Consider the following 25,468-nt stretch of genomic DNA (forward strand, 5'->3'; position numbering starts at 1 on the left):
AATCGTCCGCCGGAACGCCCGGCGGACGATGGAATTAAGTGATCTTGCTCAACGCTTCCCGTCACCGCGAGTCATCTTAAACTCCTCTTAGGGTAGCGCCAAACCAATGCTCAAATTGGGGTTCTTTTCACACAAAGTGGGGTGTCACACCTCGGTCGGTGAGGGGACCACTCGCGCGCCCACCACCGGCCCACTGGCGACCCGCACCGTGCGGCACACACCTGCCCCCGACACCTCGGTGCCGACGTCGACCGCGGCGGCCGCCGACGAGCACAGGAAGGCACACGTCGGGCCCGACCCGGACACGATCCCCGCCAGCGCCCCGGCCTGCACGCCGGCGCGCAACGTCCGCCGCAGCGCGGGGTGCAGGCTCACCGCGGCCGCCTGCATCTCGTTGCCCAACAGCGGCGCCAGCTGCTCGGCATCGCCGGCTGCCAAGGCGGCCAGCACCGGCCCGGGAGCGGGCAGCCGGGGCGGGTCCCCCGCGTCGCGCAACCGGTCCAGTTCGGCGAAGACGGCCGGCGTCAGCAGCTCACTGTCGGCGAACGCCAAAACCCAGTGGAAGGTGTTGCGGGACAATACCGTCGCCAATTCCTCGCCGCGGCCGGTGCCCAGCGCGGTTCCGCCGTGCAGGGCGAACGGGACGTCGCTACCCAACCGGGCGGCCAGCGCGCGCAGGTCGCGGCGCGGAACGTTGAGTTCCCACAGCGAGTTCATCGCGACCAGCACGGCCGCCGCGTCGGCGCTGCCACCGGCCATTCCGCCGGCCACCGGAATCGATTTGTCGATGATGATCGACACATCCGGCGCCCGGCCGACGTGTTCGGCCATCAGCTCGGCGGCCTGCCAAGCGAGATTGCGTTCGTCGGTGGGCAGCTTCTCGGCGCCCTCGCCCACGATCGCGAGCGAGAGCACATCGGCATTGCGGACGGTCACCTCGTCGAGCAGCGAAATGGCCTGAAAGATCGTGTTCAGCTCGTGATAGCCGTCCTCGCGGCGGTCGCCGACCGCCAGGTAGAGGTTGACTTTTCCGGGGACCCGAACGGTGACCGACCCGGTGGGAACCCACTGCGCGGCGGTGTTGCCGTCAGACGCTGACACCGGAGCAGACTATCGCTGCTGAGAGCCAACCACACGCAACGGCGCCCCGGCGGTCGGCCGTCAGCCGGCCGACGCCCCCTGCTCGGCGCTCCGCGGCGTCGTCTCGGGGAGGCTGGGGGGCCGGTCGGCGGATCGCTGCAACAACCGCACGAAGTCGTCGATCGAGAGGGTCTCACCGCGGCGGGCGGGGTCAATGCTGGCGGCCAGCAACCGATCCGCCGACTCGTTGCCCGAGCCGGCCCAGTCCAGGAACGCGTTGCGGCAGGTCTTGCGGCGCTGCCCGAACGCGATGTCGACCAGTGCGAACACCTCGCGGCGGAACGCCTCGTCGGCGGGCCACGGCGAGGTCGCGTAGCGGTCGATGCGCACCAGCCCGGAGTAGACCCGGGGAATCGGCCAGAACACGGTGGGCGACACCATGCCGCAACGACGAACCCGGCCGAAGAAGCGCACCTTGACGCTGGGCACGCCATACTCCTTGCCGCCCGGCTCGGCGGCCAGACGCTCGGCGACCTCGGCCTGCACCATCACCGTCACGGTGTGAATGGACGGGAACTCGGCAAGCAGGTGCAGCAGCGCCGGGACGGCGACGTTGTACGGCAGGTTGGCGACGACGGCGGTCGGCTGCACGGCCAGGTCGTCGCGGCGCAGGGTCAAGATGTCGCGGTTGATCACCGTCAGGCGGTGGCTTTCGCTGTTGGAGTGCTCGGCGACGGTTTGGGGCAGCCGTTCGGCCAGTAGCGGGTCGATTTCGACGGCGGTGACGGGCGAGCCGCGGTCGAGCAACGCCAGGGTGAGCGACCCGAGACCGGGCCCGACTTCCAGGACGTGATCAGACCGGCTCACCCCGGAGGTCGAGACTATCCGGCGCACCGTATTGGCGTCGTGGACGAAGTTTTGGCCGAGGGATTTCCGTGGCCGAAATTCAAGTTCTTTGGCCAGCCGCCTGATCTCGGTACGCCCGAGTAGCCGGATTGTCAGCGCGCACCAGCTCTTCCGCTGCACACTGGCCACGCACCCCAGCCCTGGCGCTCCCGGGTCACCTCGGCAACGGTGATCTGCTCCTCGCGGGTCGCGAGGTCGGCGCGGGAGGCGAACCGCAGACCGCCGTTGCGCTCCCACGTGCCCTGGTCGAACTGCACACCCCCGTAATACCCGTTGCCGGTGTTGATCGCCCAGTTTCCGCCGGCCTCACAGCCCGCGATGGCGTCCCAGATGGAACCGTCGCTGACCGGAGGCACTTCGGTGCCGGGCTTGGTGCCGATGCGGACCACGGAGTCGCGGGCGGGCGTGATCACCGTGTTGGCGATCGGCAGCCGGCCGGTCTCGACGCCGTTGACGGTGGCCACCGAGAAGGTGACATCCTGCGTGCCCGGGCTGCCCGGATCCTCGACGACCTGACGGCTGATGTTCATGCCCGGATCTTCGATGCGACGGGCGTTGGGGGGCAGCGGGATCCGCTCGGTCACCTGCTGTATCCGGTTGCGGGTCACCTGGACTTCCATCCCGTCGACGATCGGCGCCGTCGCGGCGGGCACCACCTGGTCGCTGTCGAGCAGCGGCGCGCCGGCGGCGCTCAGCAGGCCGGCGACGTTCGGTGCCGCCAGGTGCACATTGCGGATCGCACCGGCGTCGTTGATGCGGACGGTCTTGGCGCTGACGACGGGCAGGGCCATTCCGGCCAGCGGAACGCGGCTGCCGCGGTTGGCCGCGGCCGGGGCGGTGTCGGTCATCGCGAGCTGGGCCAGCGCCTCGTCGACGGTGGATGCGGTGGTCCACACCTGCTTGGTGTCATGGCCGTCGAGCGAGATCTGCAGCGGACGGCTGCGCCGTAACACGATCTTGCCGGCGTCGTGCACCGCGACATCACCGGCGGGATACAGGTCGTCGCGCTCGTCGATGGCGAAACCGTTCTCCTCGACGACGTCAATCACATGGGATTTCATGGTGGTCACTTGCATCGCGACCCCGTCGACGGTCAACGTCACCGTCTTACACACCGAGACCGCATATCCGCCCGCGAATGCCAGGACTACCAGCAGCCCTGCGACTACGAGACGCAACATCGGCGACGGGGACTGATGAAGTTTTGTCAATACACTCAACGCGCGTTACCCAACCCTCAACAACCCACTCATTCAGCAGCAAGTCACAAATTAAGGGCCCATAAGGCCCAACCGTTCGATCACAAGACGGTAACGAACCGGTCACTGTCGGGCAACTCCGACGCGGCGAACTTAAACGAATCGCCTGGTCGTTTACGTCACACTGTGACCAATCCGTACACCCGTTGAGCATTGCCCGTGGTTATCTCGGCCAGCTCTTCCGGGCGACGATCCACCAGTTCGGCAATCGCCCGAACAGTATAAGGAAGGCAATAGGGCTCATTCGCCGTCCCCCTATACGGATGGGGCGTCAAGAATGGTGCGTCAGTCTCCACCAGCAGTTGCTCCGGCGGTATCAAGGGGACGGCTTCGCGCAGGGCGTGCGCGTTGCGGAAGCTCGCGGTGCCGGACAGGCTCAGCAGCCATCCGGCGTCCACGCAGCGGCGGGCCATGGCGGCGTCCGAGGAAAAGCAGTGGAAGATCACGGCGTCCGGGGCGCCCTCCGCCGCCAGCACGTCGAGCACTTCTTCGTCGGCGTCCCGGTTGTGGATCATCAGCGGTTTGCCACATCGCTTCGCCAGGTCGATGTGCCAGGCGAACGCCTCCCGCTGCACGCCCGGCTCGGCGCAGCCGTCCAGGCGGCCGGGCCAATAGAGGTCCAGGCCGGTCTCGCCGACGGCCACCACCCTGGGGTGGGCCACCAGTCGCTCGATTTCGGCGCGGGCGGCGTCGTCGAGCGCGCCGGCGCGGGTCGGGTGCAGGGCCACCGCGGCGTAGACGCGCGGGTCCCACTGGGCGGCGCGGGTGACCCAGCGCGCCGAGTCCAGGTCGTCGGCGATCGTGACGACCGCGCCCACCCCGACCGCCGCGGCGCGGTCCACGATGGCCCGCACCCCCTCGGCGTCGGCGGCACCACACGCATCCAGGTGGGTGTGCGCATCGACGAGCGGGCTCAACGGCTCGGGGGCCGGGGGCGGCCGGCGTTTGGAACTCACGCGCACACAATAGGTCGCCCCCAAATAAGGTTGGGGGCGATGAGGCCCTATTACGTCACCACCGCGATCACCTATCCCAACGGCGATCCGCACATCGGTCACGCGTACGAGTACATCGCGACCGACGCGATCGCCCGGTTCAAGCGGCTCGACGGGTTCGATGTGCGGTTTCTGACCGGCACCGACGAGCACGGCCTCAAGATGGTCGAAACGGCGGCGGCCGAGGGCATCCCGACGGCCGAGCTGGCCCGGCGCAACTCCGATGTGTTCCAGCGGCTGCAGGAGCGGTTGAACATCTCCTTCGACCGGTTCATCCGCACCACCGATGCCGACCACCACGAGGCATCCAAGGAGATATGGCGCCGGATGTCGGCGGCCGGTGACATCTACCTGGACACCTACTCGGGCTGGTACTCGGTGCGCGACGAACGGTTCTTCGTCGAGTCGGAGACCAAACTTCTCGAGGACGGGACCCGGCTGGCCGTGGAGACGGGCGCGCCGGTGACCTGGACTGAGGAGCAGACCTACTTCTTCCGGCTCTCGGCCTACACCGACAAGCTGCTGGCCCACTACGAGGCGAACCCGGACTTCATCGCGCCCGACGTGCGGCGCAACGAGGTGGTCAGCTTCGTCTCGGGCGGGCTGCGCGACCTGTCCATCTCGCGCACCTCGTTCGACTGGGGCGTGCAGGTGCCCGAGCACCCCGACCACGTGATGTACGTCTGGGTCGACGCGTTGACCAACTACCTCACCGGCGTCGACTACCCGGACACCCAATCCGAGCGGTTCCGGCGCTACTGGCCGGCGGATTTGCACATGATCGGCAAGGACATCATCCGATTCCACACCGTGTACTGGCCCGCGTTTTTGATGTCGGCCGGAATCGAGCTGCCGCGTAGGGTTTTCGCGCACGGATTCCTGCTCAACCGCGGCGAGAAGATGAGCAAGTCGGTGGGCAACGTGGTCGACCCGATCAACCTCATCGACACGTTCGGGGTTGATCAGGTGCGCTATTTCCTGCTCCGCGAAGTGCCGTTCGGCCAGGACGGCAGCTTCAGCGAAGACGCCATCGTCACCCGGATCAACTCCGATCTGGCCAACGAGCTGGGCAACCTGGCCCAACGGTCGTTGTCGATGATCGCCAAGAACCTCGATGGGGTCGTCCCCCAACCCGGTGAGCTGATCGCCGCCGACTCCGAGTTGCTCGCCACGGCCGACGGCCTGTTGGAACGCGTGCGGGCCAGCTTCGACGCGCAGGCGATGCATCTGGCGCTGGAAGCGATCTGGCTGATGCTCGGCGAGGCCAACAAATACTTCTCGGCGCAGCAGCCGTGGGTGCTGCGCAAGAGCGAGTCCCAGGCCGATCAGGAACGGTTCCGCACCGTCTTGTACGTCACCTGCGAGGCGGTCCGCATCGCCGCGCTCCTGGTGCAGCCCGTCATGCCCGAATCGGCCGACAAGCTGCTGGACCTGCTCGGCCAGCCGTCAGACCAGCGAGCGTTTGCCGCCGTCGGCACGCGGCTGGCTCCCGGCACGGCGCTACCCGCTCCCGCGGGTGTGTTCCCCCGCTACCAGCCAATTTCCGAAGTCGAGTGAGCAGAACGCTCAAAGCCCGTTGAGCAGCGGCCAACAAGCCGGACAATTCGATTGACAATTAAGCGAGTTCGTCGACACGGCGAATACTTCTGCGCCGCTTTGGACAAAAGTGTCCAACATAACTTCGGGCATAGACCATAATCTTCGGTGTGGAACGACGCCAGAACAGGCAACAGAGCCAATCGCCGATGACGACCTTGAAGGAGCTGCCCGCGCTGGTTGTGCTGGAGCGGATCCCGGTTCCGGTGCTGGCCATCGGGGATGACGGCAGTATCTTGTTCGCCAACACCGCATTTGCCGACATGATGGGCTACGAGCCGGACGAGGCCCTGTCGCTGCGGTTCGAACAGATCTTCCATCAGGCGCCGGCATCGGATTCACTGTTGGCGACCGTCCACGCTCTGGCGAACATGGTCGTCGAGCTGGCGCACAAGGACGGCTCGGTCGTGCGCGCGATGATGAGCAAGTCCGCCGTGCGGCGGGTCGACGATCAATTCGCCCTCGCGGCGTTCCAGGATCTGACCGAACAGCTCTGGGAAGAAGCGCGCTAGCGCCACCAAGTCAGTGGCGCGAGGCAACGGCCATCGGGCGCCGGCGCGGCAGGCCGCCGCAGACCATGAGCCGGAAGTAGTCGAACGAGGAATTGCTGCCCACCGCCAACCGCGGCAACGCCAGCGGGTCGCAGCGGCGATCGGCGAAGCCCGGCGCGGTGGACAACGCCCAGCGCACCCCACGGCGGCGCAACGCGTCCATGGCTCGGGCATCGAAATCCTGCGGCCGGCCGTTCGGGTAGGCGAAAATTGTTGGCGTCAGCCCGGTCTCACGTTCCAGCGCCGCGCAGGAATCGGCGATCTCCTGCTCGACCTTGTCGTCGCCGCACCGCGCGAGGATGGGGTGGGTGACGGTGTGCGGATACAGCGTCACCAGCGGATCGGCGGCAATCTCCCGCGCTTCGTCCCAGCTGAGCATCCGGAACGGGCCGGGGTCGCCGTCATCGCGGTGTCCGAGTAGGCCCAGGACCTCGCCCAGCACCGCGATGCGTTCGGCGTCGGCAAGGTTCTTCAGCCCCTCGACGGCCGCGACGTAGACAGCGCCACGCCTGGCACTGCCGTCGAGCGAATGTGTCCCCAATCCCAATGCGGTCAAATCGATTTCGTCGGCACTGCTGCGGGCGATCGCCAGCCACAACCGGTCGGGCCACAAGGTTTCGCCGGTGCCGACCGGGCCGGTCGCGAGGAACACCGCCGCGGGCAGGTTCAGGTCACGCAACACCGGCAGCGCGTGCGTCGCGAGGTTGCGGGTGCCGTCGTCGAAGGTGATCGCCAGCGCGCGCGGCGGCAACGTGCCGGCGGCAAGGCAAGCGAGCGCCTCCTCGAGCGGCAGGACGTTGAAATGCTCACGCACGTACTCCAATTGGCGGCGATACAACGCTGCGCCGTTGACATGCCAGCACGGCGGCGACAACGGGTGGTCCTCCACGCCATGGAACATGACGATGGCAAGCACGTCGCGGTGCCGTCGCCGCGCCAGCGCCGGTACCCCGGCGGCGCACAGTAATCGCGCCGCGATGTTCTTGACGGCCGGACGCATCAGCGCACCCCTGACTCGTGCCATCAAGTGTCAAACCCTATTGGCGCCGCCATGATTCGCGCCTCATACGCCACAAGATCACCCCGGCACCAACGATGGCCACTGCGACCCAGCCGGCGCCGAACCACCACAGCCAGTCGAGGTCGGAATGCCCTCCGGATCCCGCGGCGGACGCGCCGGCAGCCAGTGGCGGATGGTCGACGGTCACCGGGTCTTGCCCCGGCACCGAGACCACCGCAACACCTTTGAGTCGCTGCCAATGCTTGTCGTTGTCGCTCTTGAGCCACCTGATCAACTCGTCGAGCTGGCCGGGCGCTCCGTTGGACGTCGCGACCAGCAGTGACCGGCCGCGGTTGAAAACCATTTGAAGAGAGGCGAACCGCAGCACGGGGTCCAGCGTCAGCTTGGCCGGCTTGTCACCGGGCCCGACGGCGCTGACCGTGATCGGGCCGCTGGGTCCCGCGGCCACCGGGAGCACCACGTCGGACTGGTTCCACCCGTCGGCGGAAATCAGTAGCGCGGGACCCGAGGAATCGATCGCCTGTTTGACGCTGGTGACGGTGGTGTCGATCGGGATCGAGCTGAGTCGCTGCAGGCCGATCATGATGTCGAGCGCGCGCACGGTGTCGATGAACGAGTGCTCGGCGATGCCCACCTGCACGCGTGGCATCAGGGTTTGCGGCACCGATTGAAAGCCGTCCGGCACCGGCGGCGCGGCGGGGCTGCTCTCAACCGTGCTGTCGCCGTTGACGTTCAGCGTGAGGAGCTGGTTTCCGGGCCCGGCGGTGTAGAAGTCGCCGCAGTGTCCGACATTGCTTGCCACATCGAGCACCAACTCGAGGTTGGTGTAGCGCTGCAGCAGCCGGTCCGGCACGTCGACCCAGTGGTCGATGGTGCCATGACCGTCGGTCGGCCAGTGGTCGACGGTCTCCGGACCGATCATTACCGCGATCTGGCCGACGCCGTTGTTCGACGTCGGGGTGTATGACCCCTGCAGATGTACCCGCACGGAGTGAATGGATCTGCCAAATCTGGTCTGGTCCACTCCGATCGATAGCCGCGGTTGCAGGGAGGTCGAGTTGGCGAAGGGCTGCCCGAGCTCGCGCAGCGAGGCGGTATTGCCGGGTAGCTGCACTTTGGGCTTGGGTGAATCCAGCGCGGCCTTGGACGACAGCGCCAGATCCGACATGTCGCTGAACAACACGGCGGTGTCCGACTCGTCGGCGCGGTTCAGCGGGCCCGAAATCAATAGCCACGGCACGCCGGAGGAACCCTGCAGCGAAAGCCCGTTGTCCGGGCCCTCTTTCACGACGACCTGGCGCTCCAGCGATTGCGGCGGCGCCGGCGGCGAGTTCTGCCCTTCCGGCAACGGGATCACCGTGATGTCGGGGGCCTGCTTGCCGTAGTGCGCGGCGGCGGAGGTGGCGAGCTGAATTGCCGTGTCGGACTCGGCCGTCGACGGCGACTGCGGCAGGTAGATGCTCAGCTTCCGCAGCACCGGCGGCAAGAAATGCGACACCGTGGTGGGCGGCAGTTCGGTGCCGGTATAGGTGACCGTTCCATTCGTCAGACGCAGCGGACTTTCCTGGTACAAGCAGAATCCGTCCACCGGAACGAGGTATGCATGCACGGTCACCGTCAGCCAGTTGTCGTTGACTTCCGCTCCGGCCAACGGGATGGCGATCGGTGTCTGATCGGCGGTGGGTAGGTTCAGCCTGGCAAGTGTGCGATCGCCCTGAGTCACGGTGATCAACCCCGACCGCAGATTGATCGGCAGTTCGACCGTCGTATTCAAAGCGGCGGGTGTCAGCCCATGCAGCACCGGCACGGTCAGCTGCTGGCTGCTCGTCAGCCCCCAGAATTCCAGGGTCGAGGCGGAGCCAACATCAAGCAGCGAGAGGGTCGTCGTCGAGTCCGTCGTCGGGGCCGGGTCGGCCGGCGCACCCCATGATGCCGGAGCACTGATCAGCAGGAATCCGACGACACCGGCCAGTGCAATTACTCGGCCGAGAGATTTCCGGTACATCACCGGAACAGTATGCATTGTTGAAAGCCCTTCAACCCCAATAACGGAATCGCCGCCGTGGCGACCGCGAAAAGGTATCTGGGACCACCTCTTCGACATCGGCCACCCCGACTTGCGGGCGCTATTCGGTTTCCGATTCCGCTGCGGCCTCGTCGCGGGCAGCCCTGGCCGCCGCGTGGCGCATTCCTTCGCGGCGCAGGAATTGCTCGAAGTAGGGCAGCGACGCTTCCGAGACAATGCCGGGCAGCAGCAGCTCCCATATCTGATGCAGGCGCGCGGTGGGGTCGCCGATGATGTCCCCGATTCTGCCGTGGCTGGATATGGCATTGGCCACCAACCGGGCCCCGAAAATGGTGCCGATGATCGACGCACTGAGCACGTCAGGGTCGATTTCGCTGCGGAGGTCGCCCTCCTTGATTGCGCGGCGTGCCTCTTGCGCCGTCTCCAACATCAAGTTCGCGTAGAAGCGCGACGCCGCTCCGTTGAATCCGCTTAACGCCGTGGCCAATTGCGCGGCCGCGCGGGCCATTCTGTCCGAGCTCAACACCTCGACAATCGTGAATGTGCCGTGCAGCAGGTTCTCCAGCCCGGGAGACGACGCGCCGCACACATTGCGCAAAGCGCTGAGAAGTGTGTCCGAGCCTTCCTCGATGATGTTCGACGCCAACGATTCTTTCGAATCGAAGTGGTGGTAGAGAGCGCCCTTGGTCATTCCCGTGCGCTCGATGATGGTGCTCCAGCCAGCGGCGGCATACCCGACGTCACCGAATACTTCGATCGCGGAATCGAGGATTTTTCGGCGAGTGGCTTCAGAGCGAACTTGGCGCGCCATTGTGCACGCACCTCCGGAGTCTCATCGGATGCGCAGACCGCTCATCTGGTTTCACCTTGCTCGCAAGACGGCCCACAGTATCAGCCGCCGTCACGGCGATCCCCCTGTGCAACCCCGGTGTTGCTGCCGTTAGTCGACATCCGCGGAACTGGTGTTGATGGCGAGCGCTGCACGCCGCCTGAGGAATTGGCGGAAGTATTCGGTGCGGTCCGGCTGCAGTACCCCGGTCAGGAGCAGGGACCAGCACTGCTCCAGGTCGCGCAGGAATCGTTCCGGTTCGTCCAGATTGCTGGTCTTCCGCAGGCCCATGTGCAGCGAGACCATCAAGCGGCCGATGTCCTGCGGGTCGCACTCGTCATTGATGTCGCCCTCGGTCTTGGCCTGCTCGGCGACCCTGGCCAGCGCCTTGATCCATTGATCGAACAACTTCTCCTGCAACCCGTCCGCCAGGCCGACCGATTCCATCAGGTTCAGCCCTGACCTGACGACATCGGTCTTGATGTCCTTGATGGCGATCAGATAAGAGAAGTCGATCAATGTCTCGAGGCCCGAGAGACCGCGCGACAGCAGTTCTTGCACGGCCTGGGCGCCGGCCTCGGTCTGGCCCTCGATGATCGCGACCGCCAACGCGTGCTTCGACTTGAAATGGAAGTACATCGCGCCCTTGGTCAGTTCGGCCTCGGCGAGGATGTCGTCGAGGCCGACGTCGTGGTACGGGCGTCGGGCGAACTGATGAGACGCGGCCCGCAGTATCTGCTGCCGGGTCGCGTCGGCTCGTCCATCAGTCGAGTGGGTCGTCATCGCAATCGAGAACTCGGATTCCCCGCGGCGCGAGTTTTGACGCAAAAGTCCAGGCCAAAGCTGACGTCGCGGGCAGCGTCACCCGCCACCACGTCGACAAACGCCTTGCTCAAGCAGGGCACCAACTACCTCGGTTCTTCAGGGGTTTGGAGCGAACACGCACCCGCGTCGCTCAAGATATCCAGTCCACTCCTGAGGTTAGCAGTCATACGGCTGTACTGGTTGACGCGCGCGTAAATACCCAAGGTCTAGATCACAGGCTCTTGTCAAACCAATAGTATGTTTTGTACGCTATTGTCAGATCGTCAGTTTGGAAACCGGCTAAACATCGTCTCGACCGTCTGCACCGCATAAGGGGAAGCACATGTCGCTCGTCACGGCGAACCGCTGGTCACAGGTCGCACCCGGCTGCCAGACTACGGCTGACCTGCGGTTTATCGACGCACCGACGGTCGCCTGCACCCCCTCCACCGCCACCGCCGCCTCGGCCCGCCTGACGGCCACGGTCTGAAATGATCGATTTCGGGGCGCTTCCGCCAGAGATCAACTCCATACGGATGTACACGGGCCCCGGCCCGCTGTCGCTGATCGCCGCCGCGGTGGCGTGGGACGGCTTGGCCGCCGAACTGCATGCCGCGTCGAGTTGCTACCGCACGGTCATCGCGGGGCTGACCACCCAGCGCTGGATGGGTCCGTCGTCGCTGACGATGGCCTCCGCGTTCGCGCCCTACATGGCGTGGACCGCCGGAGCCGCCGCGCGGGCAGCGGAATCGGCCGGTCAGGCCAGGCTCGCCGTCGAGGTCTACGAAGCCGCGTTCGCGATGACCGTCCCCCCACCAGCGGTCGCCGCCAACCGGGCGCAGCTCGCAATGCTGGTCGCGACCAACTTCTTCGGCCAGAACACGGCGGCGATCGCAGCCACCGAGGCCGAGTACGGCGAGATGTGGGCGCAGGACGCGGGGGCGATGTACGAATACGCCGCGGGCTCGGCGACCGCGTGCTCGGTGACCCCGTTCAACCCGGCCCCACACGTGACCAACGAGAGCGGGATGGCCGAGCAGGCCGCGACGGTTGGGCGGGTCACCGCGCAAAGCGAGCAAGCGAACCTCGCGCAGGTGGTGTCCAAGGTCCCCACCACGCTGCACCAGCTTTCGTCGCCGATGAAATCCAGCGTCTCCCTCCTCAGCGAGACGGTCGGCGGCGTTGACGGGACCGCCGGGGGCGCGGGGGCCAGTGCAACCGACGCCAGCACTTCGTCGATCATGACCGGCCTCGCATCGGGCATACCTGGCGCCATTCCCAGCGCTTTCTCGGCGGCAGCGACCCCGTTGTACGGGATGTCCTCGATCCTCGGCATGGCCCAAACCGCGCAGGGCCTGGCGAATACCGCCAGCAGCGGGGCCATGGCCGCGGCGTCGGGGGCAGCCAGTGCGGCGAGCTCCGGCGCGGGCGCGCTCGGATCGGTCGGATCGCTCGGATCCGGCGTCTTCGGCAGCCTCGGCAGCGCGGCTTCGTTGGGCCCGTTGGCGGTGCCGGCGAGCTGGACCAGCGTGATACCCGCCGCCAACAGCGCCGTGTCGGCGCTGCCCGCCATCAACCTTGCCGGCGCAAATGTGCCGCCGAGCGTCATGGGCTCGCTGCCCCGCCTCGCGGCCGCCACGGGCAAAAGTCTCGGGCCCCGCTACGGCGTTATCCCCACTGTAATGACGCGCCCGCCGGCCGCCGGATACGCGTGAGCCATCGCATGAGCGACAAGGTTTTCTGCAGGCCCGGTTACAGAAGGAGCGGTAAGTGAAGTACACGCCCACCAAGGTCGCCGGGGTGACAATCATCGACCTCGAACTCAGTCGCGACCATCGCGGGTTTTCCTCACGCTCGTTCTGCGCCCGGGACTTCGCCAACCACGGACTGAATTTCGATGTCACGCAGACCCATATCGTCTTCAATTACACCCGCGGCACGGTGCGCGGGCTGTACCGCCAGGTGCCGCCGCACGCCGAGGCGATGCTGGTCCGGTGCACGCGCGGCGCCATCGCCGCCGTCGCGGTCGACGTCCGCCCAGACTCCCTGACCTATGGCGACCACCTGATGGTCGAGCTGAACGCCGACGACCACCGCACGCTGTACCTGCCGCCCTACGTCGCCCACGGCTTCCAGACGCAGGTCGACGACACCGAAGTCAGCTACCAGGTCAGCGGGCAGTACGGGGTGGTGGCCGACGAGCAGGGGATCCGGTGGGACGACCCCGAATTCGGCATCTCGTGGCCGATTCCGGTCACGGTCATCTCCGAGCGGGACGCGAGCTGGCCCTCACGCAAACCCAGATTGGTTCCAGTGGAGCAGGTGGCAACATGCATCAGTCGGTAATGATTCGCAACACCGTGGACATCATGCCCAGCCGGCGACCGCTGAAGCCCTGGCCTGCCGGCATGATCGCGTTGCACCGCGGCGAAACCAAAGCCTCACCGGCAATCGCCGCTCCGCTGCCTTCGGCCGGCAATGTCTCACGGCGTTGGCAGGAACACTATTCGCAGAACCTGCGCATCAGCGACTCGGTGATCGTCTGCGCCTCGGTGTTGCTTGCCCAGTACGTTCGCTTCGGCGAGATCGCCAACACCTCGGGCTACTCGGACCCGATGATGACGCTGTTCTCCTGCCTCTTCGCGGGGCTGTGGCTGTCGGCCCTCGCAGTATTCCAAACGCGCTCAACGCGAGTCATCGGCACGGGGATCGAGGAGTACCGCCGGATCGGCACCGCGTCGTTCTGGACATTCGGAATCATCGCGATGGTCACGCTGCTCGCGAAGGTCGATTTGGCCCGCGGTTATCTGGCCATCGCGCTTCCCGTCGGCACGCTGGCGCTGCTGGGAAGCCGCAGCGGGTGGCGCAAGCACGTCAACCGCAAGCGCGCCGAAGGCCATTGCCAGACCCGGGTTTTGGCGATCGGAGACCGCCAGGCGGTGACCCACCTCGCGCACGAACTGGCCCGCAATCCGCTGGCCGGCTGCGTCGTGGTCGGTGTCTGCATCCCCGGCTACGGGCCGGCCCGCGGCAACACGCTGACGATCGGCGGCCGGGAGATCCCGATCTTGGGCGACCAGACCCATGCGGCCACCGCGATCGCCGGCTGCGGCGCGGACACGGTGGCGCTGACACAGACGGATCACTTTGGGATGCACGGAATCAGGGAGCTGATGTGGCAGCTCGAGACGATGGACGTCGACCTGGTGGTGTCTCCCGGCGTGATGGACGTGACCGCGGCGCGCTTGACGCTGCGCCTCACCGCGGGGCTGCCCCTGCTTCATGTCGACAAGCCGCAATACGAAGGGGCGCACCGCTTCCAGAAGCAGGCCTTCGACTGCTTGTTCTCCCTGGCGGCGCTGGTCGCCACCGCACCGCTTCTCATTGCGGCTGCCATCGCCATCAAGCTGACCAGCAAGGGACCCGTCTTCTACCCGTCCGAACGCATCGGCGTCGACGGAAAGCCCTTCACGATGCTGAAGTTCCGCACCATGACCGACGGGGCGGACACCCAGCTCGAGCAACTGATGTCGCTCAATGAGGGTGCCGGCGGCATGCTGTTCAAGATGCGCGACGACCCCCGGGTCACCCCCATCGGCAAGATTCTTCGCCGGTACAGCATTGACGAACTGCCCCAATTCATCAACGTCCTCAAGGGTGACATGAGCGTCGTCGGGCCGCGGCCTCCGTTGCGACGCGAAGTCGACAACTACGAAAACGACGTGAAGCGCCGGCTGCTGGTCAAGCCCGGAGTCAGCGGTCTGTGGCAAGTGAGCGGCCGTTCGGACCTGTCCTGGGAAGAGTCGGTGCGGCTGGATCAGTCGTACGTCGACAACTGGTCGATGTCAGGTGATCTGGTGATTATCGCCAAGACGGTGAAAGCGGTTATCACAAGCCACGGAGCCTACTAGGCTCGCGAGCCATGACCGAGCCGACGGCACCCGATGCGGTGGTGCCGTCGGTGCCGCTCACGCGGATGGCTCACGCGTTCTCGATCCAGTTGATCTGCCGGGCTCTGGGCATGCTGGCCTCGGTGGTCTCGGTGGCCATGACCGCTCGCTATCTGGGACCCGGGCGCTATGGCCAACTCTCCATAGCGGTCCTTTTCATCGCCATGTGGACCAGCCTGGCCGATCTCGGCATCGCCACGGTGATCGTGCGCCGGGTGACCTCCGGCCGCGGCGATCTCGAGCGCCTGGTGCGCATCAACAGCGGCCTGGCCCTGATCTATTGCGTCCCGCTGGCGGTGCTGGCCGCCGTCTCCGGGTTGCTCATCTATCGCGACCCCGAGGTGCGGGTGATGCTCGTCGTGCTCTCGGGAGCGCTGCTGATGCAGACCATGGTGACGCGCTTCGAGCCGGTATTTCTGGCCACCGTCCGATTCTCGGCGGTGGCCATCTCCGACGTCGCCGCCCGAACGGGCACCCTGGCCATGGTCGCCTGCCTGGTTGCGATGCGGTCGGACGTCATTTGGTTCGCCGTCGCGCAGCTGATCCCACCTGCCGTGCAGCTGGTGATCCAGGGCGCCGCGGCGACGCGGCATATCTCGGTGCGCCCGATCTTCGCACCGCGGGAGGCGGCCGACCTGTTACGGGAAAGCCTGCCGCTGATCGGTTTCCTGGTGGTTGGCCTGCTGTACTGCCGCGCCGACGGCGTGATCCTGTCCTTGTTGAGCACGCATTCCGAAGTCGGGGTGTACGGGCTGGCGTTCACGATCGCGTTCAACACCATTGTGGTCTCGCTGATCTTTCACAAGTCGACGCTATCGACGGCCACCGGGTTGTTTTCGCGTGACGTCGCCGCGTTCGCGGCCTTTCTGCGTCGCAGCGTCGAGCTGATGTGCTTCGTGGCGGTGCCGGTCGCGGTGGTGGGCGCGCTGCTGTCAGGACCACTGATCGCGTTCTTCGGCGACAGCGCGTTCGTCGCTCGCGGCACGCCGACGCTGGCATTGCTGTTCGTCGCGGCGGCCCTGCGATTCGTCGGCGGCACCCTCGGCCAAGGATTGGTCGCCAGTCATCATCAGCGGATCTTGTTCTGGTTGACCATGGCCACCCTGGTCCTCAACGTCGCACTCAATCTCAGCCTCGCCGGGCGGTACGGCGCGGTCGGTCCAGGCGTCGCGCTGGTGTGCACGGAGTTCTTCAACATGGTGGTCAGCACCTGGTGGTTGCGCCGTCACTGCGGCTACCGTACGCCGGTGATGTTCTTGCTGCGATTGCTGATCCCCACGGCAGCGAGTGTGGCTGTGACGCTGCTGCTTTCGGGGCACCACGTCATTGTGGTTCTGATCGCCGCCGCCGCTGCCTACCTGGCCACCAGCGCGATCGTCGGCCCGATCGGCTGGTCGAGCTTGACCTCCCTGCGCGCGAATCAGCTGGCGGCATGAAGCGCACATCGGATCGGGCGTATCTGAAGCGCCCGATCGGCGACCCGACCAACCTGCCCACTACGCGCACTTCGGCGGTGCTGATCGTGAACCGTCGCAGCAACGAGTCGCTGGAGCGCTGCCTGCGCAGTGTCGCCGAGCAATTGCCCGGGCTGCCGGTCTACGTCTACGACAACACCGGCGATCCCGAGCACGCCGAACTGGTCACAAAACACCCTGCGGTGCAATGGGTATCGGGGCCGGGCACCGTCGGCTTCGCCGCGGCGTGCAACGCGCTGGTGGACCACGCTCCCGTCGACGCAGACCTGCTGGTGCTGGATCCCGATGCCCGGCTGCTCGGCCCGCTCACCCGCACCCTGGAGTTGCTCCGCCAGCCCCAGGTAGCGGCGGTTTCGCCAAAGGTGCGTGACGGCACTGAACCCGGACGGGCACCATCGGGCGTCGCAACCCGGCGCCCGACACAGATCTTTTTGCGCGCAACCGCTCTGGCGATCAACCGCGCGGCCTGGAACGCCATCGGCGGCTTCGACGAAGAATTCTTCGGCTACGGCGAGGCCGCGGACTGGCAGGCCCGGGCCAGCGCGGCGGGCTGGAGCGTCCAGCTGGCCGACGAACTCGGCGCCGAACGCGCCACGGCGCCGCCCGATGAGCGCCACGCGCGGCGCGATCAGGACTTGCGGCGGGCCGACACCGCGCTGCTGCTCGAGCATCAAAAGAGTGTGCACCTGGCCGACACGTATCTGGCCGCCACCGCCCTGCTCGACCGGTTGCGGCGGCCACAGCGCGACGCACGCAGAGCCGCACGAAGCCGGCGCTCGGACCTGCCGACAATCGTGATCACCACCAATCGCCTGGTCTATGGTGGCGCTGAGCGGCAAAAGGCCTTGCTGGCAACGGAATTAGTCCGCCGCGGCTTCCCGGTCACGATCGTCTGCGTTCAGCGGCTCGGCCCGCTGATTTCGGAGATCCCGGATGCCGTGCGCGTCGTGCGCCAGCCCTGGTGGGCGCCGATCGTTGACATCCCCAAGGGCCCGGCGGTGCTCGTCACCGGCGACACCAACACTGAGGTGGGATTCGGTAGTTTGTGGCGCGCGGCCGGTCCAAACCGGCGCTGGCTGGTTGCGCCGCATGTCCCGCCAGAGGAGGGCCGGCCCATCTACTCGCGGCCATTGACCGCGGCGATGCGGCGTGCCGACGGTTTTATCGTTTTGGCACAACGACATTGGGATATGTTGATCGCACAGCATCGGCTCCGGGGAAGGCGATTCATCGCACCCAACGGCGTAGTCGACATCGGCGAACCGAGCCCTCGGCATCGGAATGCCGGCGAGCCGCTACACCTGGTGATGCTGTCACGCATCGTCGAGCACAAGAATCCCCATCTGCTGATCGAGGCGCTGAGCGAGCTCGACGGGATACCTTGGAGATTATCCATTTTCGGCGACGGACCCGATCGGGAGAGACTGCAGACGGCTACGCCCCCCGGCCTGGCCGAGCGGGTCCAGTGGCGCGGATGGTCGGCGGGGCCCGGGCCGGCACTGGCCGACGCGGATCTGCTGTGCGTGCCGAGCCGCTCCGAGGCCTTCCCGGTGGTGATTCTCGAGGCGATGTCGCGAGCCATACCGGTTGCGGCGTCAGCGGTTTGCGCTGTCCCGGAGATGCTGGATTTCGGCAGGGCCGGATTCCTCGTCGAGCCCGTGTCGGTCTCGGGCTGGCGAGAACAGCTGTCCCGAATCCTGGCGGACCCGGGTGCACTGCCATCGATCGGACGACGTGGCTACGAGCGGATGCGCAAGCACTACACGGTCGAGGCAATGGCCGATGCCTACCTCGATGCGATCGGGGCAGTGCTGTGAATTCGCCCCGGGTACTTTGGCTTTCGCCGTGGACACGACCGGCGGTACGCGTGCAGGCCGAAGCGCTGCTGCGCCACGGCGCCGACGTGCTGTTGGTGACCTCCGACCAGCACCCGGAGTCCGATGCCGCGCGCGATTACGAATTGGTGCTCGACCCGCGATTCCGAACGGCCGCAAGCTGGCTCCCGACCTTGAAGGCCTGGCGTCGCGCCCGCGAGTACCGGCCTGACGTCGTGATAGCCGAACTGGTCCGGGATCCCCGCTGGATCGCGCTGGCCGGACGAGTCCCACGCATCCAGGTGGTGCACGACGATCGGCCACACGATCCCGACGAACTGACCCCGGCCTACGAACGTGCGGTCTTCGACCGCTGGGGCGCCCGTTCGGCGGCCACCGTCACCTACAGCGACTACGTCGCGGCCGCCGTCGCCGCGCGCCGCGACATAGCCCGAACGCCAGTGCATGTCGTTCCTCTGGCCAGCGACCTCGACCTGGACCGGCTCCCACCGTTCGTGGGTTCTGAAGGACGCCGTGATTTCGTGATGTTCGGCCGCCTCAACCCGTACAAGAACGTCGAGGTGGTGCTGGAGGCCTGGCAGCGACATGTGCTCGGGGGCCGCTGGCGCGGAGACAACCTGGTGCTCATCGGCGACGGCCCACTGGATGCGGCCGCCCTGCCCAAACACACGCGCTGGCGCAACGGCAGCTTCCGCTACGCCGACGTCATCCCGGCGCTGGCCGCCGCGAAAGGTTCGATCGCCCACTATCGGCGTGCTTCGCAAAGCGGCGTGCAAGTGCTCTCCATGCAATTGGGCGTGATGCCGATCGTGTCCACCGCCGGTGCCCTGCCCGAGTACCAGCCGTCGGGTTGTCCCCCCGTCGGTATCGACGACGTTGCCGGGCTCGCCGCCGCGTTCGACGCCCTGGCCGACCCGAACGTCGCGGCGGCGCAAGGAGCAGAGGCCGCGCGCCACTACGCGCAGCGATGCTCCGTCGACCTGGTCGCGGACCGCTTGCTGGACGTCATCGCACAAGTGACGGCCGGTCGGCGCTGACCAGAAACGCTCTAGGCCAGTCCACGCCAGAACGTCTCCAGCCACCCGGTCAGCTCGCGGGCCCGTCCCAGCGCATCGGCGGGTGCCACCCGAGACCGCGTCGCCGCGATCGCCGCCGGAAGCTCCTCCATCTCCCGGACCACGGTGGCCAGGCCGCCCGCCTCCAGCTTCTCGGCGAACGGCAGCTGGTGCTCGTCGACGTGCTCGCCGAGCCGCGAGCGACGGGGCACCATCACCGGATGCTTGCCCTGCTCGATACACAGCAAGGCCGATCCGGCGCCGGCGTGGGTGATGGCCACCGACGCGGACCGAATCTGTTCACAAACGTCCCCGAAGGACAGGAAGCGCTCGAACCGGGCGTGCCGCGGCTCGTAGCCGCAAGTGCCGAGCTGCACGAAAAAGTCCTCCCCGGACGTGCCGACCCGGGCCAGCTCGTCGACCGCGCGCGCCAGCCGGTCGAACGGATGCACCTCCATCCCCATGATCACGAAGATCACACGATCCTCCCGTGATATTCCGTGCGGGGAATGCGGTCGACCAATTCGGGCCATTGCACCAGAAACCGGGAAGCGAAAGGCTTTACCATCCGGGCGGTGAGGGACAGCTCGGTGATGCGGGTGATCGACTCCACGAAGACGGTGGGAATCCGCAAGAGCCAGGCCAGCCAGAGGAAGGGGGCGGCCACACCCGATCCGGTGGTCAGGATCATCGCGGGCCGGTGGCGGATCAGCAGCCGCAACGCCAGCACCAGATTGCGCAGTAGGTTGGGGACACTACGGACGGTGGGGTGCGCCGCCCAGTAAATCTCCTTCTCGTCGCGCAGCAGGTATCGGGCGTCGGCGGTTGGAAAACTCACCCAAAACCGATCCTTGTCCTGCCAGAACTCCCGCAGGCAAAACATTTCGTAGATATGCCCGCCGGAGGACGCGATGAGGAGCAGACGGCCCATGTCTTCCCTCATCTCAGGCGCTCGCGACCAAACTCGGCCGCACGACAACAGCTTTCGCTCCCGCCCCTCGGCACACGAGGCGCGGCGGCAGCTCAATGGTAATGAACACGGCCTCGCCTCAATCGCGTTCTGGCATATACCAACGAAACTCGGCCGACACCGGGCGGATGTCGCCGCCCCTCAGGGCGACGGCAACAAGATCGACGAGATCGCCGAAATCAACCACCCACCGATGCTAACGTCATCATCGTTGCGTTGAGCGCCCCTAAGCAGGCGATCTCACTGCGTACGAGGACAGGGATGCCAGCATGTCTTGATAGGCGTCGGCGCAGCAATCGACTGCGCGGCGGCCGTGATGCATCCATGCACAAGGCGCCAATACGTGAGCAAAGCGGAACCTCTCCTGCCCATCCGGCTCGACACCCTTCGCTGCACACTTTGCCGCGGGATTCGAACGAAGAGTGAAAGGCGCACACAATGATTCGAACGGCCCTGGTCGGCCTCGGAAAAATGGGGCTGTCACATCTCGCGATCCTGCGTATGCACCCGGGCCTGGACGTGGTGGGGATCTGTGATTCGGCCGGCTATGTGCGCGATGTCCTCTCCAAATACACCGGCCTGAACTGCTACGACGACTTCGATCGGATGCTGGCGGCCACCAACGCCGAGGCGGTTGTGGTCGCCGTCCCGTCGAGGCTGCATGCACCGATTGTCGAGAAGGCACTGACGGCTGGGGCACACGTCTTCTGCGAGAAGCCGTTCGTGCTCGATGTGAAGGACGGCGAGCGCCTGGCGACCCTGGCGGAGACGCGTCGGCTCGTGACCCAGGTCGGCTATCACTGCCGCTTCATCGGTTCTTTCCAAGAGGCTGCGCGCATCGTTGCTTGCGGCGCACTGGGGCGCATCCACCATGTCCGCGCCGAAGCGTACGGCCCGGTCGTGCTTCGGGAAAAGGGAAGCACATGGCGCGGCGTGAAGGCCGAGGGTGGCGGCGCCCTCTACGACTACGCTTGCCACGCCATCGATCTGATGAACTTCGTGGCCGGCGTGCCGCATTCGGTCGACGGGGTCGTCCGTCACCGCGTCTTCTCGCGCGACGTCGACGACGAGGTCTACTGCACCATGCGTTACCCCGACGGTGCGACCGGCCAGCTGTGCGTGAACTGGAGCGACGAAAGCTTCCGCAAGATGTCGACGAAGGTGTCGGTGTGGGGAACCAACGGCCGTATCACCGCTGACCGCCAGGAGTGCCAGATCTACCTGCGTGAGCCACACCCCCAGCTCCCCGGGTTGGACAAGGGTTGGACCATCCGATACACGACCGACCTCACCGAGGAGGTTTGGTATTACCTTCGCGGCGAGGAGTATTCGGCGCAGATCGACTACTTCGCCGACAGTGTGAAACAGAACCGGATGGACGGCGAGAACACGTTTCGCTCGGCGCTCGACGTCGATCGAGTGGTCGACATGATCACCCGCGGCACGGGGACGACGACCTCCGCGGCGCCGCCGCAGGGGGCCGTGAACGGATCCCCGCGCGGCGCATTCCGGCGTGAGATCGTCGCGCGCATCAAGAAACTCGCAACCTCGAAGGCATCGTGAGCATGGACCGCGTGCTTTTCGGTGACAACCAGTTCTTCGGCGTCAATCACATGTCCGAGGAAAAGGCACGGGCCCAGGCGATCCGCTTCCAGCATCTTCCCGCTGTGCTCGCGACGCTGGACGACGCCTATCGGGAAGGCATCCGCACGTTCGTTTGCACCACCCATGACCGCGTTGGTGAAATCTGTGATCACTTCCGCGCGAACCGTACCGAATACCCCGACTATGTCTTCTACCCGTGCATGCCGTACGCGCACAAATATGCCAATGCCGTTACCGAATTCGGAATCGTCGAGGCGCTCCGAAAGTTCTTGCCCGACAACGGGGCCGTCAAATCGATGTTCAAGGGCGGCGTCGCGATCGCCAGCAAGGACGTCGAGCCCTTGATGCAGCTCTTGGTCGATGCCGAGATGAAGATGTTCGCCGGAATGTCAACGCCCATCATCTTCATCCAGAACGTGGTCACCGATCTGCTGCTCGGGCTCGGCATGGACGAGGTCTTCCGGCTGTTCTCCGACCACGTCAGGCTCAAGTACAGCGCCGAGCCGGGTTTCATCACGATGAACCTGCCCAGGCTCCTCGATACGCTCGATGGGCAAGGCATCGAAAACCCGATCGTCTGCGCCAATTTCAACAAGATCGGCTTCCGGATGTGCGGGGGTGTAGAGCTTTACGAGAAAACCGTCCGCGAACGCCAGTGCCGGCTGATCGCGATGTCCGTCCTTGCCTCGGGCGCGATCCCGCCGCGCGAGGCGATCGAGTACGTCTGCGGCCAACCGCAGATCCAGTCGATCGTGTTCGGCGCGTCCAGCCGCGCCAACATCCGGCAGACGAAGTCGCTCATCGACGACATGTGGCAAACGGCGACGTGACTCCTGCGCCGGGTGCGCGCCACGTTCGGTCAGTGTCTGCTCGAGGGTGTCCCGAATTCGGGCGGGCCACTTGCCTTTCGAGCGTTCGCAAGGCGCTGGGCAAGCCGTACCCCCAACGCGATCCCGACGAGTGTCGGGTTGGCTTGACTAGACGTCGGCAGCACCGACGTGCTCGCAACGTGCAGCCCGCGGACCCCGTGTACCTGCAGCTGCGGGTCCACGACGCCGTCCTGCGGCGAGTGCGACATCCTGGTGGTTCCCGCCTGATGGAAGCCGGTTCGCTTCGCCATGAACGCACGCACCGAGGCCTCGACGTCGTCGGTGAGCCACTCCACGTAGCCCACACCGTGGCGACGAAGGTGCTCGTCGATCGCGACGATGGCCTTGCGCACGCTCTGGTAATCGGCCTCGGAGAAGTGCATGTGGGTGCGAATCCGTCTCATGCCCAGAGCATCCCGCTCGTCAGTCAGCTCGACGCGACTTTCCCAGTGCGGAAGATGCTCACCGTGGTACTGGAGTAGGTAGCGGTTGTCGGCGCTCTTGACGAAAAATCCCGGCGCCTTCCTACCCTTGCGGAGAAACCGGGCGTAGCAGAACGCGATCGCGAACCCGATCGAGGGGATCAGGTCTCGCACAATGTTGCGCAGGTGCGCGACGATTCGCGGCGGTCCCTCGGTCTTGGTGTGCGCCTCACGAATGGCCCCGGCGAGCAGGAATCGTCCCACCGGGGAGATGAGGGTCAGATAGACACCCGACAGAATCCCGCTTCCGTGGCCCGGGTCGCTGATCGGCGGATTCACCAACCAGACTGCGGCGTTCGGCATTCCGGATTCGCGTAGCAGCTGCGGATCGAAGGTGAAGCGCCGGCGAACGTACACACCGTCGTTGTCCCGTTCGTACGCGTAGCGGACTTGCTCGGTGGTGAATTGCACGCGCGCCACCCGACTCTCGACGTGAGCCATGTACCACCGACCCAGGTGCCCGCCCGAATTTCCCAGCCCGCCAGGATGATGGCGGTCCGACGCCAGCAGCAGACGGGTGGCCTCCAAACCACCGGTTGCGATGATGTAGTCCGCCGCGACCACTCTCCCCCGCCGGCCGTCAAGCGTCTTGACCACGAGGTGATCGACGCAGTCACCGGCCGGCGACGTCACGATTTCGGTGCAGGTGAGACCGGCCCACAGCGTGAGACCGGAAGTGTCGCGCAATGCCGTGCGGTATTCGCGACCGAAACGTGTTGGCAGGGCCCAACGCTCCAGGTCTGTGGTGCGCACCTTGTCGTCGGGCAGCCCACCGATCATGTCGCGGTGCGCGATTTCAGGGATATTGCGCGCGTTGAATGCCGCCCGGCCGCACGCCGCCCAATCGCAGGCGCGTTGGAGATACGGCTCGACGTCGTCATGCCCGATGGGCCACGGCGCCTGCGCGGTGATGGGCCGAGCCTCGAAATCGATGGGATCGAACTTGACACAGCGGCCGCCCCAGAGTGCCGAGGTTCCTCCGACCTGCCGGCGGACGGTGAGCTCACTGCGCGAGTGGAAATAGTCATCCTGGCGCGAATCGAACGTCGACAACTCCTGCGCCGCCCGGTCCAAGCGCTCAAGACCACTTTCGATCAGCGTCACCTGCACGCCCGCCGCCGCCAGCTCGAGCGCTGTCGCGATGCCGATCGGGCCGGCCCCGACTATCGCCACGTCGGTCTCGATCGTCATGTCGGGCGCGAAGTCCGCCACGCCGCGGATCACGCGGCAGCTCCCTCTCGAAACTCCTTGACAAGAGCGAGGAACCGCGACACGGTTTCCGCGTCCGGCGGCGACGAGACGGCCGACGCGGCCTCGATGACCCGTTGAGGCCTGGTACTGCTGTAAAGAATCGCTGGGCAACCCGTTGCGGCGGCGGATGATCCGAGGATCAGCGTGGAAAGCGCGCCGGGAGCAAGCGGATCGGTCTGCAGCCTCTCGCGCCAGCGTCCCGCCAAAGCCTGGTCGGTCTGCAACGCTGCCATGAGTTTTCGGTACGGCCCGCTCAGTACGCCGAAGGCCAGGTCGGCGGACCGCGGTGCCGGATTGAGGAGATCGCTGCGAAGCTGACTTACTCCTTCGGGCGTGAACGTCCCAGCGAAATCCACGTCGAGCCCCTCATCCTGCGAGACGCCCCAGGCGCGAATCTTTCCCTGCCGGCGGGCGCGTTCGAAGAATTCGCGGAGTTCATCGCCGGCCACCGTGTCGCCGGGCCGCGGGGCGTGAACGAACAGGATGTCGACATAGTCGACGCCGAGCGCCGCGAGGCTCTGGTCGAGGCTGCGCGCCGCGATGGCCGCGTCGTACAAGCGGGCGGTCTCAGACCGCGCGTGGCGCCGCTTCACGGTGCGGCGGAGCGTGGGCGTTTTCCGGAGCAAAGCTCTTGCCGGGCTTTGGAACCGGGCGAGGCGGCGCGCCGCGCCGCCCACATCGATGCCGAACTTGGTAGCGATAGTCACGGTCTCACGCTCGACCGTGCGCAGAAACAACCCCAGCTCTGCCTCTGCCCTACCCAGGCCGTACATCCGCGCGGTGTCGAAATGGGTGATACCACCGGCCAGTGCGCTGGCCAGTACTGCCATCCGCTCTTTCCGGGAGGGCGACTGCATCAGGGAGCCGCATCCGAAACCGATTGCGCTGACCGTCAATTGCGGTCCCTGG

22 protein-coding genes are annotated in these 25,468 nt (G+C 66.1%); 10 read left to right on the forward strand and 12 right to left on the reverse strand.

Annotated elements, in window-relative coordinates; translation table 11 throughout:
• Window positions 1–144 precede the first annotated feature (144 nt).
• The 4 genes from A5760_RS06905 to A5760_RS06920 form a co-directional block, all read right to left on the reverse strand.
• Complete coding sequence (locus A5760_RS06905) at window positions 145–1,101, reverse strand: 4-(cytidine 5'-diphospho)-2-C-methyl-D-erythritol kinase (RefSeq protein ID WP_064879023.1); 957 nt, start codon at window positions 1,099–1,101, stop codon at window positions 145–147.
• Between the two features lie 60 nt (window positions 1,102–1,161).
• Entirely contained in the window at window positions 1,162–2,115 is a 954-nt protein-coding gene (gene rsmA, locus A5760_RS06910) for a 16S rRNA (adenine(1518)-N(6)/adenine(1519)-N(6))-dimethyltransferase RsmA (RefSeq protein ID WP_064879025.1), read from the reverse strand.
• Window positions 2,079–3,206, reverse strand: a complete 1,128-nt coding sequence (locus A5760_RS06915; RefSeq protein WP_196772011.1) for a resuscitation-promoting factor — start codon at window positions 3,204–3,206, stop codon at window positions 2,079–2,081. The genes rsmA and A5760_RS06915 overlap by 37 nt, the downstream gene beginning before the upstream one ends.
• Window positions 3,207–3,364: 158 nt before the next feature.
• Window positions 3,365–4,207 carry a TatD family hydrolase gene (locus tag A5760_RS06920; protein WP_064879031.1) on the reverse strand — a complete coding sequence of 281 codons (843 nt, stop codon included), beginning with the start codon at window positions 4,205–4,207 and terminating at the stop codon, window positions 3,365–3,367.
• A 33-nt stretch (window positions 4,208–4,240) separates the two neighbouring features.
• Between A5760_RS06920 and metG the strand changes: the two genes are divergently transcribed.
• Together metG and A5760_RS06930 are read left to right on the forward strand one after the other, a co-directional pair.
• Window positions 4,241–5,797, forward strand: coding sequence for a methionine--tRNA ligase (metG, locus tag A5760_RS06925; RefSeq protein WP_064879033.1), 1,557 nt, complete (start codon window positions 4,241–4,243; stop codon window positions 5,795–5,797).
• A 188-nt stretch (window positions 5,798–5,985) separates the two neighbouring features.
• Complete coding sequence (locus A5760_RS06930) at window positions 5,986–6,348, forward strand: PAS domain S-box protein (protein WP_064879040.1); 363 nt, start codon at window positions 5,986–5,988, stop codon at window positions 6,346–6,348.
• Between the two features lie 10 nt (window positions 6,349–6,358).
• On the opposite strand, the gene A5760_RS06935 is transcribed toward A5760_RS06930, so the two are convergent.
• From A5760_RS06935 to A5760_RS06950, 4 genes are all read right to left on the reverse strand, one after another.
• On the reverse strand, window positions 6,359–7,411 hold the full coding sequence (locus tag A5760_RS06935; RefSeq protein ID WP_082279372.1) for a polysaccharide deacetylase family protein: 1,053 nt from the start codon (window positions 7,409–7,411) through the stop codon (window positions 6,359–6,361).
• Between the two features lie 13 nt (window positions 7,412–7,424).
• Window positions 7,425–9,431 (reverse strand): hypothetical protein, encoded by a 2,007-nt coding sequence (locus tag A5760_RS06940; protein WP_064879046.1) that lies wholly within the window; start codon window positions 9,429–9,431, stop codon window positions 7,425–7,427.
• A 103-nt stretch (window positions 9,432–9,534) separates the two neighbouring features.
• The gene (locus A5760_RS06945; protein WP_064879049.1) at window positions 9,535–10,245 is read right to left on the reverse strand and encodes a TetR/AcrR family transcriptional regulator; all 711 of its coding nucleotides are present in this window, start codon (window positions 10,243–10,245) and stop codon (window positions 9,535–9,537) included.
• A 129-nt stretch (window positions 10,246–10,374) separates the two neighbouring features.
• Window positions 10,375–11,046: a TetR/AcrR family transcriptional regulator gene (locus A5760_RS06950; protein ID WP_064879052.1), complete on the reverse strand. Its 672-nt coding sequence runs from the start codon at window positions 11,044–11,046 to the stop codon at window positions 10,375–10,377.
• Window positions 11,047–11,558: 512 nt separating this feature from the next.
• Here A5760_RS06950 and A5760_RS06955 point away from each other — a divergent pair.
• From A5760_RS06955 to A5760_RS06980, 6 genes are read left to right on the forward strand one after another with little or no spacing between them, the layout of a single operon-like run.
• Window positions 11,559–12,782: a PPE family protein gene (locus tag A5760_RS06955; protein WP_064879054.1), complete on the forward strand. Its 1,224-nt coding sequence runs from the start codon at window positions 11,559–11,561 to the stop codon at window positions 12,780–12,782.
• 55 nt (window positions 12,783–12,837) lie between these two features.
• Window positions 12,838–13,413 (forward strand): dTDP-4-dehydrorhamnose 3,5-epimerase family protein, encoded by a 576-nt coding sequence (locus A5760_RS06960; RefSeq protein ID WP_064879055.1) that lies wholly within the window; start codon window positions 12,838–12,840, stop codon window positions 13,411–13,413.
• Window positions 13,398–14,978, forward strand: coding sequence for a sugar transferase (locus tag A5760_RS06965; RefSeq protein ID WP_064879058.1), 1,581 nt, complete (start codon window positions 13,398–13,400; stop codon window positions 14,976–14,978). Before A5760_RS06960 ends, A5760_RS06965 begins: the two co-directional genes overlap by 16 nt.
• An 11-nt stretch (window positions 14,979–14,989) precedes the next feature.
• Window positions 14,990–16,453, forward strand: a complete 1,464-nt coding sequence (locus A5760_RS06970; RefSeq protein WP_064879060.1) for an oligosaccharide flippase family protein — start codon at window positions 14,990–14,992, stop codon at window positions 16,451–16,453.
• A complete protein-coding gene (locus A5760_RS06975) occupies window positions 16,450–18,309 on the forward strand; it encodes a glycosyltransferase (RefSeq protein WP_064879062.1) in 1,860 nt (619 codons plus the stop codon). Before A5760_RS06970 ends, A5760_RS06975 begins: the two co-directional genes overlap by 4 nt.
• Window positions 18,306–19,364 carry a glycosyltransferase gene (locus A5760_RS06980; RefSeq protein ID WP_064879064.1) on the forward strand — a complete coding sequence of 353 codons (1,059 nt, stop codon included), beginning with the start codon at window positions 18,306–18,308 and terminating at the stop codon, window positions 19,362–19,364. The genes A5760_RS06975 and A5760_RS06980 overlap by 4 nt, the downstream gene beginning before the upstream one ends.
• Before the next feature lie 11 nt (window positions 19,365–19,375).
• On the opposite strand, the gene A5760_RS06985 is transcribed toward A5760_RS06980, so the two are convergent.
• Complete coding sequence (locus tag A5760_RS06985; RefSeq protein WP_064879066.1) at window positions 19,376–19,861, reverse strand: glycosyltransferase; 486 nt, start codon at window positions 19,859–19,861, stop codon at window positions 19,376–19,378.
• Window positions 19,858–20,313: a polysaccharide biosynthesis protein gene (locus A5760_RS06990; protein WP_064879068.1), complete on the reverse strand. Its 456-nt coding sequence runs from the start codon at window positions 20,311–20,313 to the stop codon at window positions 19,858–19,860. The genes A5760_RS06985 and A5760_RS06990 overlap by 4 nt, the downstream gene beginning before the upstream one ends.
• A 477-nt stretch (window positions 20,314–20,790) precedes the next feature.
• Between A5760_RS06990 and A5760_RS06995 the strand changes: the two genes are divergently transcribed.
• Together A5760_RS06995 and A5760_RS07000 are read left to right on the forward strand one after the other, a co-directional pair.
• Window positions 20,791–21,915: a Gfo/Idh/MocA family protein gene (locus A5760_RS06995; protein ID WP_064879070.1), complete on the forward strand. Its 1,125-nt coding sequence runs from the start codon at window positions 20,791–20,793 to the stop codon at window positions 21,913–21,915.
• A complete protein-coding gene (locus A5760_RS07000; protein ID WP_064879071.1) occupies window positions 21,912–22,787 on the forward strand; it encodes a hypothetical protein in 876 nt (291 codons plus the stop codon). Before A5760_RS06995 ends, A5760_RS07000 begins: the two co-directional genes overlap by 4 nt.
• Before the next feature lie 29 nt (window positions 22,788–22,816).
• Here the strand turns inward: A5760_RS07000 and A5760_RS07005 are convergent, their stop codons facing one another.
• Complete coding sequence (locus A5760_RS07005; RefSeq protein ID WP_064879073.1) at window positions 22,817–24,532, reverse strand: GMC oxidoreductase; 1,716 nt, start codon at window positions 24,530–24,532, stop codon at window positions 22,817–22,819.
• The gene (locus tag A5760_RS07010) at window positions 24,529–25,455 is read right to left on the reverse strand and encodes an aldo/keto reductase (RefSeq protein ID WP_064879294.1); all 927 of its coding nucleotides are present in this window, start codon (window positions 25,453–25,455) and stop codon (window positions 24,529–24,531) included. The genes A5760_RS07005 and A5760_RS07010 overlap by 4 nt, the downstream gene beginning before the upstream one ends.
• Window positions 25,456–25,468 lie beyond the last annotated feature (13 nt).

This window comes from Mycobacterium colombiense (genome assembly GCF_001665835.1).
GTDB classification, from domain to species: Bacteria; Actinomycetota; Actinomycetes; order Mycobacteriales; family Mycobacteriaceae; genus Mycobacterium; species Mycobacterium colombiense_A.